14 protein-coding genes are annotated in these 13,824 nt (G+C 62.4%); 9 read left to right on the plus strand and 5 right to left on the minus strand.

The features are described 5' to 3' along the window. Nucleotides 1-8: 8 nt before the first annotated feature. Nucleotides 9-2,930, minus strand: a complete 2,922-nt coding sequence (uvrA, locus tag RTCK_RS04585; protein ID WP_142591925.1) for an excinuclease ABC subunit UvrA — start codon at nt 2,928-2,930, stop codon at nt 9-11. A gap of 248 nt (nt 2,931-3,178) precedes the next feature. On the opposite strand from uvrA, the gene RTCK_RS04590 reads away from it, so the two are divergent. After that, nucleotides 3,179-3,721: a single-stranded DNA-binding protein gene (locus RTCK_RS04590; protein ID WP_142591926.1), complete on the plus strand. Its 543-nt coding sequence runs from the start codon at nt 3,179-3,181 to the stop codon at nt 3,719-3,721. Nucleotides 3,722-3,758: 37 nt separating this feature from the next. On the opposite strand, the gene RTCK_RS04595 is transcribed toward RTCK_RS04590, so the two are convergent. Beyond that, nucleotides 3,759-4,391, minus strand: a complete 633-nt coding sequence (locus RTCK_RS04595) for a MarC family protein (protein WP_142591927.1) — start codon at nt 4,389-4,391, stop codon at nt 3,759-3,761. Nucleotides 4,392-4,611: 220 nt separating this feature from the next. Between RTCK_RS04595 and gyrA the strand changes: the two genes are divergently transcribed. Then, nucleotides 4,612-7,419, plus strand: a complete 2,808-nt coding sequence (gyrA, locus tag RTCK_RS04600; RefSeq protein ID WP_408004505.1) for a DNA gyrase subunit A — start codon at nt 4,612-4,614, stop codon at nt 7,417-7,419. A 96-nt stretch (nt 7,420-7,515) separates the two neighbouring features. Here gyrA and RTCK_RS20985 read toward each other — a convergent pair whose 3' ends face one another. Beyond that, nucleotides 7,516-7,650 (minus strand): hypothetical protein, encoded by a 135-nt coding sequence (locus RTCK_RS20985; protein WP_268963119.1) that lies wholly within the window; start codon nt 7,648-7,650, stop codon nt 7,516-7,518. Between the two features lie 20 nt (nt 7,651-7,670). Then, nucleotides 7,671-7,850, minus strand: coding sequence for a hypothetical protein (locus RTCK_RS04605; protein ID WP_142520662.1), 180 nt, complete (start codon nt 7,848-7,850; stop codon nt 7,671-7,673). 305 nt (nt 7,851-8,155) lie between these two features. Here RTCK_RS04605 and coaD point away from each other — a divergent pair, with 305 nt between their 5' ends. The 6 genes from coaD to tgt all read left to right on the plus strand — a co-directional run bounded on the left by coaD (nt 8,156) and on the right by tgt (nt 12,546). Then, nucleotides 8,156-8,650 (plus strand): pantetheine-phosphate adenylyltransferase, encoded by a 495-nt coding sequence (coaD, locus tag RTCK_RS04610; RefSeq protein ID WP_142520661.1) that lies wholly within the window; start codon nt 8,156-8,158, stop codon nt 8,648-8,650. 20 nt (nt 8,651-8,670) lie between these two features. Continuing rightward, on the plus strand, nt 8,671-9,237 hold the full coding sequence (locus RTCK_RS04615; protein ID WP_142591928.1) for a peptidylprolyl isomerase: 567 nt from the start codon (nt 8,671-8,673) through the stop codon (nt 9,235-9,237). 41 nt (nt 9,238-9,278) lie between these two features. Next, nucleotides 9,279-9,794 (plus strand): peptidylprolyl isomerase, encoded by a 516-nt coding sequence (locus RTCK_RS04620; RefSeq protein ID WP_142591929.1) that lies wholly within the window; start codon nt 9,279-9,281, stop codon nt 9,792-9,794. Between the two features lie 83 nt (nt 9,795-9,877). Beyond that, entirely contained in the window at nt 9,878-10,327 is a 450-nt protein-coding gene (locus RTCK_RS04625) for a DMT family transporter (RefSeq protein ID WP_142591930.1), read from the plus strand. Nucleotides 10,328-10,333: 6 nt separating this feature from the next. Continuing rightward, nucleotides 10,334-11,416 carry a tRNA preQ1(34) S-adenosylmethionine ribosyltransferase-isomerase QueA gene (queA, locus tag RTCK_RS04630; RefSeq protein ID WP_142591931.1) on the plus strand — a complete coding sequence of 361 codons (1,083 nt, stop codon included), beginning with the start codon at nt 10,334-10,336 and terminating at the stop codon, nt 11,414-11,416. Further along, entirely contained in the window at nt 11,416-12,546 is a 1,131-nt protein-coding gene (gene tgt, locus RTCK_RS04635) for a tRNA guanosine(34) transglycosylase Tgt (RefSeq protein ID WP_142591932.1), read from the plus strand. Before queA ends, tgt begins: the two co-directional genes overlap by 1 nt. Before the next feature lie 10 nt (nt 12,547-12,556). Here the strand turns inward: tgt and RTCK_RS04640 are convergent, their stop codons facing one another. Continuing rightward, the gene (locus tag RTCK_RS04640; RefSeq protein WP_142591933.1) at nt 12,557-12,982 is read right to left on the minus strand and encodes a DUF4864 domain-containing protein; all 426 of its coding nucleotides are present in this window, start codon (nt 12,980-12,982) and stop codon (nt 12,557-12,559) included. Nucleotides 12,983-13,171: 189 nt separating this feature from the next. Here RTCK_RS04640 and RTCK_RS04645 point away from each other — a divergent pair, with 189 nt between their 5' ends. Next, nucleotides 13,172-13,714 carry a regulatory protein RecX gene (locus RTCK_RS04645; protein WP_142591934.1) on the plus strand — a complete coding sequence of 181 codons (543 nt, stop codon included), beginning with the start codon at nt 13,172-13,174 and terminating at the stop codon, nt 13,712-13,714. The last annotated feature ends 110 nt before the right edge of the window (nt 13,715-13,824 follow it).

The raw sequence follows: 13,824 nt of genomic DNA on the forward strand, positions 1-13,824 counted from the left end.
ATTGGCGGCTATTCCGCTGCCTCCACCGTCCCGACCGGCCGACGCTCCAGAAGCTCCTTGAGGAACTGGCCCGTATGGGACCGCCTTTCCTTGACGATCTGCTCTGGCGTCCCGGCCGCCACGATCTCTCCGCCGCCCGTGCCGCCCTCGGGGCCGATGTCGATGATCCAGTCCGCGGTCTTGATAACTTCCAGATTGTGTTCAATGACGACCACCGAATTGCCCTGGTTTACCAGTTCGTGCAGCATTTCCAGGAGTTTGGAGACGTCGTGGAAATGCAGGCCGGTGGTCGGCTCGTCGAGAATGTAGAGCGTGCGGCCGGTCGAGCGCTTCGACAGTTCCTTGGCGAGCTTGACGCGCTGGGCCTCGCCGCCGGAGAGCGTGTTCGCCTGCTGGCCGACCTTGATATAGCCCAAACCGACATCGAACAGCGCCTGCAGCTTATCGCGTACCGACGGCACGGCCGAGAAGAATTCGACGCCTTCCTCCACTGTCATGTCGAGCACGTCGGCGATCGACTTGCCCTTGAAATGCACGTCGAGCGTCTCGCGGTTGTAGCGCTTGCCGTGGCAGACGTCGCAGGTGACATACACGTCCGGCAGGAAATGCATCTCGATCTTGATGACGCCGTCGCCCTGGCAGGCCTCGCAGCGGCCGCCCTTGACGTTGAACGAGAAGCGGCCGGGAGCATAGCCGCGCGCCTTTGCCTCCGGGAGTCCGGCGAACCAGTCCCTGATCGGCGTGAAGGCGCCGGTATAGGTCGCCGGGTTCGAGCGGGGAGTGCGGCCGATCGGCGACTGGTCGATGTCGATCACCTTGTCGATATGCTCGAAACCGTCGATGCGGTCGTGGTCCGCCGGGATTTCGCGGGCGCCCATGATGCGCCGGGCGGCAGCCTTGTAGAGCGTCTCGATGAGGAAGGTCGACTTGCCGCCGCCGGAGACGCCCGTCACCGCGGTGAACAGGCCGAGCGGCACCGACGCCGTGACGTTCTTCAGGTTGTTGCCGCGGGCACCGACGACCTTGATCTCCTTGCCCTTCTTCGGCTTGCGGCGTTCGGCCGGTATGGCAACGCCGAGCTGTCCGGACAGATACTTGCCGGTCAGCGATTTCGGGTTCGCCATGATTTCCGCAGGCGTTCCCTCGGCCACCACCTCGCCGCCATGGATACCGGCCGCAGGGCCTATGTCCACGACGTAGTCGGCCGTCAGGATCGCATCTTCGTCATGCTCCACCACGATCACGGTGTTGCCGATGTCGCGAAGATGTTTCAGCGTGTCGAGCAGGCGCGCGTTGTCGCGCTGATGCAGGCCGATCGACGGCTCGTCGAGCACGTAGAGCACGCCGGTCAGGCCGGAGCCGATCTGCGAAGCGAGACGGATGCGCTGGCTCTCGCCACCCGACAAGGTGCCGGAATTGCGCGACAGGCTGAGATAGTCGAGGCCGACATCGTTGAGGAAGCGGAGCCGCTCGCGGATCTCCTTGAGGATGCGGACGGCGATTTCGTTCTGCTTGGCGTTCAGGTGCTCCGGCAGCGTATCAAACCAGTCGCGGGCGATCTTGATCGACATATCGGTGACCTGGCCGATATGCAGTTCGTTGACCTTTACCGCCAGTGCCTCCGGCTTCAGCCGGAATCCGTTGCAGGCGGGGCAGGGGGCCGCCGACATGTAGCGCTCGATCTCCTCGCGCGCCCAGGCGCTGTCGGTCTCCTTCCAGCGGCGCTCAAGGTTGGGCACGATCCCTTCGAACGTTTTCGTCGTCTTGTAGGACCGGGCGCCGTCGGCGTAGTGAAACTCGATCTTCTCCTCGGTGCCCTGCAGGATGGCATTTTGGGCCGTTTCGGAGAGTTCGGACCAGCGGCTGGACAGCTTGAAACCGTAGACCTTGCCGAGTCCCTCCAGCGTCTGGTTGTAGTAGGGTGAAGTGGATTTCGCCCAAGGCGCGATCGCCCCGTCCCGAAGCGTGCGGTTGGCCTCCGGCACGATCAGCGCCGCATCGATCTTCTGCTGGAATCCGAGCCCGTCGCAGGTCGGGCAGGCGCCGAACGGATTGTTGAAGGAGAAGAGCCGCGGCTCGATCTCCGGAATGGTGAACCCGGAGACGGGGCAAGCGAACTTCTCCGAGAAGAGCACGCGCTCGTGCGTTTCGTTCAGCGACTTGTTGGCGGCGCCGCCAGCGGCAGTCTCCTCCGCCGGCAACGGCTTGTCCGCGAACTCCGCGACCGCCAAACCATCGGCAAGCTTCAGCGACGTCTCCAGGCTGTCGGCCAGCCGCGCCCCGATATCCGGCCGTACGACAAGCCGGTCCACCACCACGTCGATGTCGTGCTTGTACTTCTTGTCGAGCGCCGGCACGTCTGCGATCTCGTAGAACTGGCCATCCACCTTGACGCGTTGGAAGCCCTTCTTCATCAGCTCGGCAAGCTCTTTCTTGTACTCGCCCTTGCGGCCGCGGATCATCGGCGCCAGGATATAGAGCCGGGTGCCTTCTTCGAAGGCGAGGATGCGATCGACCATCTGGCTGACCGTCTGGCTCTCGATCGGCAGGCCGGTCGCCGGTGAATAGGGAACGCCGACGCGCGCGAACAGCAGGCGCATGTAGTCGTAGATCTCGGTGACCGTTCCGACCGTCGAGCGCGGGTTGCGGGATGTCGTCTTCTGCTCGATCGAGATGGCCGGCGAGAGGCCGTCGATCTGGTCGACGTCTGGCTTCTGCATCATCTCCAGAAACTGCCGCGCATAGGCGGAGAGGCTCTCCACGTATCGCCGTTGCCCTTCGGCGTAGATGGTATCGAAGGCGAGGGAGGATTTGCCGGAGCCGGAGAGTCCGGTCATGACGATCAGCGAGTTGCGCGGCAAGTCGAGATCGATGCCCTTCAAGTTGTGCTCACGCGCACCACGGATGGAGATCGTCTTAAGTTCGCTCATTATATTGCTCTGTGGGAGGATCGAAGACCATATGTAGTGATTGAAGCCGCGCTGTCGAGGCGCGCGCTCCACCTGCCGTGGAATTTTCCGAGTCGCTTGACACCAGAATAGTCACTTATTAGAACAAATAAAGAACAAAAATCGACTGTGGATTAATCCCGGGAGTGACCCCATGGCTGGACAGATGGTCTAAGCTGCTAGCCATCGGAAATTTGGCCGCGAACAGGCGGCGGACGAGGTAGAGAAGTATGGCTGGTAGCGTCAACAAGGTAATCCTGATCGGCAATGTGGGTGCCGATCCCGAAATTCGACGTACGCAGGATGGCCGTCCGATCGCCAACCTGCGCATCGCCACGTCCGAAAGCTGGCGCGACCGCAACAGCGGCGAGCGGCGCGAAAAGACCGAGTGGCACACTGTCGTCGTGTTCAACGAAGGCCTCTGCAAGGTCGTAGAACAGTATGTGAAGAAGGGCGCCAAGCTTTATATCGAAGGCGCGCTACAGACCCGCAAATGGCAGGACCAGAACGGCAACGACCGCTATTCCACCGAGGTGGTGCTGCAGGGCTTCAATTCGACGTTGACCATGCTCGACGGGCGCGGCGAAGGCGGCGGGCAGGGGAGCTACGGTGGCGGCGGCGGTGGCCGCGTCAGCGGCGGCAATGATTTCGGCGGCGGCAGCTTCGGCGACGATTACGACCGCCCTGCAGCAGGCGGGAGCCGCGGGGGCGGCCAGTCCTCCGGCGGCGGCGGTGGCTTCTCTCGCGATCTGGACGACGACATCCCGTTCTAATCGGAGACCGCCTGTTCGCAGGCCAAGACTGGTGAGGTCAGACGGCGTCGAAGGCAGACTTCACGCCGTCCACGACGAACTGGACGGAAAGCGCCGCGAGTATGACGCCAAGGAGGCGGGTGAGGATCGCCCGCCCCGTCACTCCAAGGAAACGATCCAGCCGCTCGGCGATCAGCAGGGCTGCCAGCACTGCTCCCATGCTGAGAGCCAGAACCCCGATCAGCAGCATTCGGTCCCAGGGCCCCGCCAGGGATCCGGCCAGAAGGACGGTCGCCGAAATGGCGCCCGGACCGGCGATAAGGGGCAGGGCCAGCGGGAAGACGGCGATGTTGTGAAGATGGTCGACGGTGATGGCGGCCTGCGAGGTCTTCTCCTTGCGCTCCTGCCTGCGCTCGAAGACCATTTCGAAGGATATCCAGAATAACAGCAGTCCTCCAGCAATCCGGAACGCGCCCATGGAGATGCCGAGCGAACCGAGCAGGCTTGCTCCAAACAGCGCAAACACCGCAAGGATGCCGAAAGCGATCAGCGAGCCCCGAACGGCGACGTGCCGGCGTTGGCTGCGGGTCATTCCGACCGTCAGGCCGAGGAATACGGGTGCTAGCCCCGGCGGATCGAGTGTTACGAGCAGCGTCGTGAATGCATTCACCAGTGTATCGGCGCTCGCCATCGTCTTCCCCGTTCTTCGATCCTTGCGGACCCTTCCCAAGCTTGTTAGGACAGCCCGTCGATCATGGGAAGCGTAATTGCCTGTCTCTGGCCCTGCATCCCATCGCAGCAATCCACGGGAACAGGTCAAAAGCTGTTCAAAACTGCTGCGGAAATTGGTGAACGCACCCGGTTTCCGCTATAAAAACGCAACTGATTCCGAACAAAGATCGTGATCCGATTTGACTGAGCAAAGCACTCCCGGCGGCGGAAAGCTGCCACCAGGCATCGAACCCATTTCCATCATGGAGGAGATGCAGCGGTCCTACCTCGATTACGCGATGAGCGTGATCGTCAGCCGCGCGCTTCCCGATGTCCGAGACGGACTGAAGCCTGTGCATCGGCGCATTCTCTTCTCGATGAGCGAGATGGGGATCGACTGGAACAAGAAATACGTAAAGTCCGCCCGCGTCACCGGTGACGTGATGGGTAAATACCATCCCCACGGCGATGCCGCCATTTACGACGCCCTGGCCCGCATGGCGCAGGACTGGTCGCTCCGCCTGCCGCTGATCGACGGGCAGGGGAATTTCGGCTCGATCGATGGCGATCCGCCAGCGGCACAGCGTTATACGGAATGCCGTCTAGAGAAGGCGGCCCATACGCTCCTGGATGATCTCGACAAGGAAACGGTCAACTTCCGCGACAACTACGACGGCACGTTGTCCGAGCCGGTCGTCGTGCCGGCGCGCTTCCCGAACCTGCTCGTCAACGGCGCCGGCGGCATCGCCGTCGGCATGGCGACCAACATCCCGCCGCACAACCTCACGGAAGTGATCGACGGCTGCATCGCGCTGATCGACAATCCGGCGATCGATCTGCCGGAACTGATGCAGATCATCCCCGGCCCTGATTTCCCGACCGGCGCGCTGATCCTCGGCAGGTCGGGAATCCGGTCCGCCTACGAGACCGGCCGCGGCTCCGTCATCATGCGCGGACGGGCCCATATCGAGCCGATGCGGGGCGACCGCGAGCAGATCATCATCACCGAGGTTCCCTACCAGGTGAACAAGGCGACGATGATCGAGAAGATGGCCGAGCTGGTGCGCGACAAGCGCATCGAGGGCATCTCCGATCTGCGCGACGAATCCGACCGCCAGGGCTACCGGGTCGTCATCGAGCTGAAGCGCGATGCGAATGCAGAGGTCATTCTCAACCAGCTCTACCGCTACACGCCGCTGCAGACCTCCTTCGGCTGCAACATGGTGGCGCTCAACGGCGGCAAGCCGGAGCAACTGACGCTGATCGACATGCTGCGCGCGTTTGTGTCCTTCCGCGAGGAAGTCGTCAGCCGCCGCACCAAGTACCTGCTGCGCAAGGCGCGCGAACGGGCCCACGTCTTGGTCGGTCTGGCGATCGCGGTTGCCAATATCGATGAGGTGATCAATCTCATCCGGCGCGCGCCCGATCCGGCGACCGCCCGCGAGCAGTTGATGACCCGGCGCTGGCCGGCCCATGACGTCGACGCCCTCATCCGCCTGATCGACGATCCACGTCACAGGATCAACGAGGACGGCACCTACAACCTTTCTGAAGAGCAGGCGCGCGCGATCCTCGAACTCCGCCTTGCCCGTCTGACCGCGCTGGGCCGGGACGAGATCGGCGACGAGCTCAACAAGATCGGCGCCGAGATCAGCGACTACCTCGACATCCTGTCGTCGCGGGTGCGTATCTACCAGATCGTCAAGGACGAACTGGCTGCCGTTCGGGACGAATTTGGCACGCCGCGCCGCACCGAGATCCTCGAGGGCGGTCCGGACATGGACGACGAAGACCTCATCGCCCGCGAGGACATGGTCGTCACCGTATCCCATGCCGGCTACATCAAGCGCGTACCGCTTGCGACCTATCGCGCCCAGCGCCGCGGCGGCAAGGGCCGCTCCGGAATGGCGATGAAGGACGAGGACTTCGCGACGCGCCTCTTCGTGGCGAACACCCACACACCCGTGCTGTTCTTCTCGTCGCGCGGCATCGTCTACAAGGAGAAGGTCTGGCGCCTGCCGATCGGAACGCCCACGTCGCGCGGCAAGGCGCTGATCAACATGCTGCCGCTGGAACCCGGTGAGCGCATCACGACGATCATGCCCCTGCCGGAGGACGAGGCATCGTGGGACAACCTCGATGTCATGTTCTCGACCACCCGCGGCACCGTTCGCCGCAACAAGCTGTCGGACTTCATCCAGGTCAACCGCAACGGCAAGATCGCGATGAAGCTGGAAGAAGAAGGGGATGAAATCCTCTCCGTCGAGACCTGCACCGATCGCGACGACGTGCTGCTCACGACCGCCCTGGGGCAGTGCATCCGCTTCCCGGTCGATGGTGTCCGCGTCTTTGCAGGCCGCAATTCGATCGGTGTCCGCGGCATCACGCTGCAGCCGGGCGACCGCATCATCTCGATGACCATCGTCGGCCATGTCGATGCCGAACCGTGGGAGCGTGCTGCCTATCTGAAGCGCTCCGCAGCCGAGCGGCGTGCCATGGGCGTCGATGAGGAGGACATCTCTCTCGTCGGAGAAGAGGTGGGTGCCGAGGGCGAACTGACCGAGGACCGCTATCAGGAATTGAGAGCGCGCGAGCAGTTCGTTCTGACGGTGTCGGAGCGGGGCTTCGGCAAGCGGTCGTCGTCCTACGACTTCCGGACCTCCGGGCGAGGGGGCAAGGGCATCCGAGCCACCGACACCTCCAAGACCCAGGAAATCGGCGAACTCGTCGCCGCCTTCCCGGTCGAGGACAAGGATCAAATCATGCTCGTCTCCGATGGCGGCCAGTTGATCCGCGTTCCTGTCGGCGACATCCGCATCGCTAGCCGCGCCACCAAGGGCGTCACGATCTTCTCCACGGCCAAGGACGAGAAGGTCGTCTCGGTCGAGCGCATCAGCGAACCGGAGGGCGAAGAGGAAAACGGGACGGGGCTGCCGGAAGAAATCGTGTCCGAAACCGGGGATTTTGGTCCGGAAGCGGACGGATCCGGGGAGCAGGCAGAAGAATAGTCGGTCTGCGTGAACAGACGAAAAAAAAAGCCGGGGCGAAAACCCCGGCTTTTTTGGTCCGTGCGGACAGATGTCGGCGCGGCCCGCTACAGAATGTCAGAAAGCGCTGTGACGGCGCGCGTAGAGCTTTACCGCTTCACTTTCGCGCCGAAGTTCGGTGACTGTCGACGCGACCGAAGCCACGAACATCATGCTGATCAGTCCAGCCAGGATCGTCAACGCCATCACCATCGGTCTTACCTCTTGTTCCGTCAGTAATAGGAAAGGTCGTTGTACCTTCCCGTCATCTGCGGGTAGTTGAAATCCGACATCTGAGATTGTTCTTGATAAAGGGTGACCGTCGCAGTGAGCATAGCGGCAATCATTGTCGTCCAGACCAGATTGATCATCGTAATCTTGTCCGGCACGATCGATTTCCTTCTCTCGATCATCTCTGTTTGTCCTTCTGCTTGCCAGAACGCTCATTGCGCGAACTGGTTCCACCGCACCTGGGAGAAGATCATGCATTGGGGGCATTGAACCCGTCGTGAACTTGCCGTTCAGCAAGGGTTCATGAACTGGTCGCCGCCCGGAATGGCATCTCCGTCGATGGCGGGTCTTCTGCCCGCTACTGGACGGATATCAGCACACGTCCCTTGAAACGCTCTTGAACGGCTTGTTCATCTGCCGTTCATCTTGCGCCGCTTGCAGCGCCGGCGCTTCCATGACAAAAGGCGGAAAACTCGTCGGGGGGGCCATGGCAATCGCGTTCTATCCGGGATCTTTCGACCCAATGACGAACGGGCATCTCGACGTGCTGCTGCAGGCGCTGCAGGTCGCCGAGAAGCTCGTCGTGGGGATCGGCATTCATCCCGGAAAGAAGCCTATGTTCACCTTTGAGGAGAGGGCCGACCTGATCCGGTCCTCCCTGGCAGAGGCCGTCCCGTCAAGGTCGGCTGAACTGGAGGTGGTGTCCTTCGACAATCTCGTCGTCGATGCCGCCCGCGCCCATGGTGCCACATTGCTGATCCGTGGGCTCAGGGACGGCACCGACCTCGACTACGAGATGCAGATGGCGGGCATGAACCGGCAGATGGCGCCCGATATCCAGACGGTCTTTCTGCCCGCGGGGGTGGCGTCGCGGCCCATTACGGCCACATTGGTGCGCCAGATCGCAGCAATGGGCGGCGACGTCGGCGCATTCGTGCCGGCTCCGGTCCTCACCGCCATGAAGAACAAGCTTAACCGCTGATTCCCCCTACTGGAGAACTTATGAAACCCTTTCGTCTCGCCCTTGCCGCTGCTCTTGCCTTTGCCAGTCTGGCGATGCCGTCTTTCGCCGCAGAAGATGATTTCCTCACAATAGAATTGAAGGATGGCCCGGTGGTCGTCGAACTGCTTCCAGACGTTGCGCCCAAGCACGTTCAGCGGATCAAGGAACTGGCCTCGAGCGGTGAATATGACAATGTCGCATTCCATCGCGTGATCGAGGGCTTCATGGCTCAAACGGGCGATGTCGAGTTTGGCGACATGGAAGACGGTTTCGATCCGGCACGCGCCGGAACTGGTGGCTCGAAGCTTCCGGATCTTCCCGCTGAGTTTTCGGAAGTGCCCTTCGAACGGGGAACGGTCGGAATGGCGCGCTCGCAGGACCCTGATTCCGCCAATTCGCAATTCTTCATCATGTTCGACGAAGGCTCTTTCCTGAACGGTCAGTACACCGTAGTCGGCAAGGTCGTTTCCGGAATGGAGACCGTCGACAAGATCAAGCGCGGCGAAGGCGGAAACGGTGAGGTTTCCGATCCCGATCGGATAGTCAAGGTCACCGTCGGCAAGTAATCAACCCGTGCGGTTTGCCGCACGCCCCAAAGGAGAAAGACATGGTCGAGATCAAAGACCCGGAAAACACCCTCATCATGGAAACGACCAAGGGTAGGGTCGTGATCTCGCTGATGCCCGACCTCGCGCCGGGCCATGTCGCCCGCATCAAGGAACTGGCTAGCGAGAATGCCTATGACGGGGTCGTCTTCCATCGCGTGATCGCGGACTTCATGGCCCAGACGGGCGACGTGCAGTTCGGCAAGAAGGGCGGTGCGAATTTCAATCCTTCCCGGGCCGGTATGGGCGGTTCCGACAAGCCTGACCTGAAGGCGGAATTCTCGGCGGTGCCGCATGTCCGCGGCACCTGCTCGATGGCCCGGTCGCAGAACCCGAACTCCGCCAACTCCCAGTTCTTCATCTGCTTCACCGATGCTCCCTGGCTGAACAAGCAGTACACCGTCTGGGGCCAGGTGATCGAGGGGATGGATAACATCGACCAGATCAAGAAGGGCGAGCCGGTTCAGGAACCCGATTCGATCGTTTCGCTGCGGGTCGCCGCCGACGCGGCGGCCTGATCCAGGCAAGCCTGTTGCCTAGCGCCCCGGTTTGGCCGGGGCGTTTTCCATTTAAGCTCCAGTTCACGATGGCGGGTAAAGACATGGCTTCATTCCTGTGGGCGGCTCTCGGAATCGTCGCCGGCGCGTGTATCGCCATCCAGGCGCCGATCAACACGCAACTCGGGCGCGCCTTGGGTATGCCGGTCGCTGCTGCCATGGTGTCCTTCGCCGCCGGCGCGGTCGCGCTGGGCGCCCTGTTATTGGTGTTCTCCCGCATCCAAGGCGCCGTGCCGAACTGGAGTGCACCGGCTCCCTGGCTCTACTTTGCCGGCGGCTGCCTCGGCAGTGTCTATGTCACGGCGGCGATCCTGCTAACGCCGCGGATCGGGGCTGCAGCCGTCATGGCCTTCTCCGTCGCCGGACAGCTGACCGCAGGCCTCATCATTGACCGCATCGGCTTCATGGGTGTAGCGGTGCGGGAATTGTCCGCCGGACGCATCATCGGAGCTCTGCTTCTTTGTGCCGGCGTCGTGATGATCCGGATGTTCTGACCTGCCATGCGTGTTGATCTCTTCGACTTCGATCTTCCGGAAGAAAATATCGCACTGCGTCCCGCGTCCCCGCGCGACAGCGCGCGCATGCTCGTCGTACAGCCTGGCGCCGGTCCGGAACTCACGGATCGCCATGTGAGGGATCTCCCGTCGATGCTGCGGCCGGGAGATGCGCTGGTGTTCAACGATACCAAGGTCATTCCCGCGCAACTGGAAGGCCAGCGGCTGCGGGAAGGGGGGAGCGAGCTTCCGGTCTCCGCCACCCTTCACATGCGAGCCGGTCCGGAACGGTGGAAGGCATTCGCACGGCCGGGCAAGCGTATCCGTGAAGGTGACCGCATCATCTTCGGGCACAGCGGCGATGCCTGTCTTTTGGGAACGCTGAATGCCACGGTGGAGGCGAAGGGCGAGGGTGGCGAGATCACGCTGCTCTTCGATCTGTCCGGTCCGGCGCTCGACGAAGCAATCATGACCGTCGGCCATATCCCGCTTCCGCCCTACATCGCCGACAAGCGGCCCGAGGACGAACGGGATCAGGTCGACTACCAGACCATCTACGCGCGGGAGCAGGGGGCGGTCGCCGCGCCGACCGCCGGGCTGCATTTCACCCCCGAGATCTTTGCCGCGCTCGATCGCGCGGGAATCGAACGGCACTTCGTTACGCTGCATGTCGGGGCGGGGACCTTCCTCCCCGTCAAGGCCGATGACACCGACGCGCACCGGATGCATTCGGAAGTCGGCCACGTCACTGCGGAGACGGCCGGGAGGCTTAACGCCGTGAGGGCGCGAGGCGGGCGTATCGTATCGGTCGGAACGACGTCGCTGCGCCTGCTCGAAAGTGCGACAGGCGAGGATGGCACCATCCAGGCGTGGAGCGGCGCGACGGACATCTTCATCACCCCCGGCTACGCCTTCAAGGCGGTCGACGTCCTGATGACGAATTTCCATCTGCCGAGGTCGACGCTCTTCATGCTCGTCTCGGCTTTCAGCGGTCTCGACACCATGAAGGCCGCCTATGACCACGCCATCCGCAGCGGCTACCGCTTCTATTCCTACGGCGACGCCAGCCTGCTCTTCCGGAAAGCCTGATGACAGACACATTCCAGTTCACCCTGAAAGCGACCGACGGCGGAGCACGCCTTGGCGAAGTCAGCATGCCGCGCGGCAGCATTCGTACGCCGGCCTTCATGCCGGTCGGCACCGTCGGCACGGTCAAGGCCATGTATCTCGACCAGGTGCGTGACACGGGCGCCGACATCCTTCTCGGCAATACATACCACCTGATGCTGCGGCCGGGTGCGGAGCGCGTGGCCCGACTTGGCGGTCTGCACAAGCTGATCCGCTGGGAACATCCGATCCTCACCGACAGCGGCGGCTTCCAGGTGATGTCGCTCTCCGGCCTTCGCAAGCTGGACGAGCAGGGCGTGACATTCAAGAGCCATGTCGACGGCAGCCTGCACCATATGTCCCCGGAGCGCTCCATCGAGATCCAGGGACTGTTGGGCTCCGACATCCAGATGCAGCTCGACGAATGTGTCGCACTGCCTGCAGAACCGAAGGAGATCGAGCGTGCCATGGAGCTCTCGCTCCGCTGGGCCGAGCGCTGTCGCGTCGCCTTCGGTGAGCAGCCCGGCAAGGCGATGTTCGGCATCGTTCAGGGCGGTGACCAGCCGGACCTGCGGGTTCGTTCCGCCGAGGGACTGAGGCAACTCGACCTCAAGGGCTATGCCGTAGGTGGACTTGCGGTCGGCGAACCGCAGGACGTGATGCTGAAGATGCTGGAAGAGACCCTGCCGGCGCTGCCGTCGGAAAAGCCCCGCTATCTGATGGGGGTCGGGACGCCGGACGATATCCTCAAGTCCGTTGCTCGCGGCATCGACATGTTCGACTGCGTGATGCCGACGCGATCCGGCCGCCACGGCCTGGCGTTCACCCGTCGCGGTCGCATCAACATCCGTAACGCTCGCCACGCCGAGGACATGCGGCCTCTCGATGAAGAGTCGAACTGCCCGGCCGCCCGCGACTATTCGCGCGCGTACCTCCACCATCTGGTGCGCTCCGACGAGGCGTTGGGGGGGATGCTCCTGTCCTGGAACAACCTTTCCTACTATCAGGACCTGATGAAGGGTATCCGCCTCGCCATCGCCGAAGGACGCTTCGCGGAGTTCTATGCCGAGACGCAGGCCATGTGGGCGAGGGGGGATGTCCCTCCGCTGTGACGGGGCGGGGTCAGATGCCCCGGCTCGTGCCGTCGCGAAGGATCCGCACACCGTTGACTTTGTAGGACCCGTCGTCCATCAGCCGCATTTCGTAAATGGCCAGCCAGTCCGCTCCTTCCCGGGCGCCGATCATTACCTCCTGCAGGACCAGTTCACCGCCGCCGACGAGTTTGGAGCGGCCGAAAGCGTATTTGGTGGCGCGGTAGACTGGCGCATATCTCTCGCGGACCATATCCAGGAATTCCTTTTCATCCGGAACACCGCCGCGCATTCCCGGTGACGCCAGGGCATAGGCCGCCTCGGAATCGTCGGCGAGAAATGCGGAGATCTGCTCCGAGATCACCTTGCGGGCGTCAGCGACGGGATCTCCCGCCTGGGCAGCGGAGAGGGTGGCAAGGCCGAGGCACAATGCGATGCAGGCGAAGCGGCGAAACATCCCACGGTCTCCCCGGAAAGACGAGGAGCTACTCTACGATATCTTATCGAGAATCAGGAGAGACGGGATCTTCATCGGTTACTGCGGTAAAGTGTTCGATGAGAAGATGAAGACAGTCTCAGAAGATGTTATTTTCATAATATAATAATGCGGCCAGGAGAAGAGGGCCGCTTGTTTGAGGAGAAACGCATGACCGAGCCGGCGGAAGCGACGGCCCGCATGTTGGCGTGGGCCAGGAATTCCGCGGCTTACAGGCTTTCGCGCCGCATGATGACCGAGCGCGAACTGTCGGATGCCATCAAGCGCAAGGCAAGGCAGAAGTTCGAGGGAATTACGGAGGAGCAACTGGCGGCCGTCTCGGCTGCGGCAATCGAATACGGCCACCTTGTTCACGCGCTCGACGACAAATCCTACGCGGAAGTGGCAGTTCGCTCCGCGGTCCGTAGCGGCCGGTCACGCCGCGCCATTTCCCGCAGGCTCGCCCAGAAGGGAATCGAGCGGCAAATCGTCGAGGATGCCGTTCAGGTGGCCGACGATCTCGTGGCCGCGCTGGCATTTGCACGCAAACGTGCCTTCGGTCCGTTCCGCCGCGTGCCGCTTGACGACAAGAGGGCGGCACGCGAACTGGCAGCCTTCGCCCGGAATGGATTCGGCTTCGAGATCGGTAAGGCGATCCTTTCCATGGACCTTGAAGAAGGAGAGACGATATTGGCCGGACAGCCGTTTGCGTAGCCCGAGACAGCCAAATCATGTCAAAGCTGGTTAGGGTTCAGACTCAATCATAGCCAGAACGCGACGAGGGTGGCCAAGGCGACTGCGGAGAGGAAGTTTCTGGCAAGCTT

Source organism: Pseudorhizobium endolithicum (assembly GCF_902153245.2).
Taxonomy (GTDB): domain Bacteria; phylum Pseudomonadota; class Alphaproteobacteria; order Rhizobiales; family Rhizobiaceae; genus Neorhizobium; species Neorhizobium endolithicum.

Bases quoted from the DNA above. Each gene is read 5' to 3' on its own strand.
- uvrA (WP_142591925.1), bottom strand. From the start codon at position 2,930: ATGAGCGAACTTAAGACGATCTCCATCCGTGGTGCGCGTGAGCACAAC.
- RTCK_RS04590 (WP_142591926.1), top strand. From the start codon at position 3,179: ATGGCTGGTAGCGTCAACAAGGTAATCCTGATCGGCAATGTGGGTGCC.
- RTCK_RS04595 (WP_142591927.1), bottom strand. From the start codon at position 4,391: ATGGCGAGCGCCGATACACTGGTGAATGCATTCACGACGCTGCTCGTA.
- RTCK_RS20985 (WP_268963119.1), bottom strand. From the start codon at position 7,650: ATGGTGATGGCGTTGACGATCCTGGCTGGACTGATCAGCATGATGTTC.
- RTCK_RS04605 (WP_142520662.1), bottom strand. From the start codon at position 7,850: ATGATCGAGAGAAGGAAATCGATCGTGCCGGACAAGATTACGATGATC.
- coaD (WP_142520661.1), top strand. From the start codon at position 8,156: ATGGCAATCGCGTTCTATCCGGGATCTTTCGACCCAATGACGAACGGG.
- RTCK_RS04615 (WP_142591928.1), top strand. From the start codon at position 8,671: ATGAAACCCTTTCGTCTCGCCCTTGCCGCTGCTCTTGCCTTTGCCAGT.
- RTCK_RS04620 (WP_142591929.1), top strand. From the start codon at position 9,279: ATGGTCGAGATCAAAGACCCGGAAAACACCCTCATCATGGAAACGACC.
- RTCK_RS04625 (WP_142591930.1), top strand. From the start codon at position 9,878: ATGGCTTCATTCCTGTGGGCGGCTCTCGGAATCGTCGCCGGCGCGTGT.
- queA (WP_142591931.1), top strand. From the start codon at position 10,334: ATGCGTGTTGATCTCTTCGACTTCGATCTTCCGGAAGAAAATATCGCA.
- tgt (WP_142591932.1), top strand. From the start codon at position 11,416: ATGACAGACACATTCCAGTTCACCCTGAAAGCGACCGACGGCGGAGCA.
- RTCK_RS04640 (WP_142591933.1), bottom strand. From the start codon at position 12,982: ATGTTTCGCCGCTTCGCCTGCATCGCATTGTGCCTCGGCCTTGCCACC.
- RTCK_RS04645 (WP_142591934.1), top strand. From the start codon at position 13,172: ATGACCGAGCCGGCGGAAGCGACGGCCCGCATGTTGGCGTGGGCCAGG.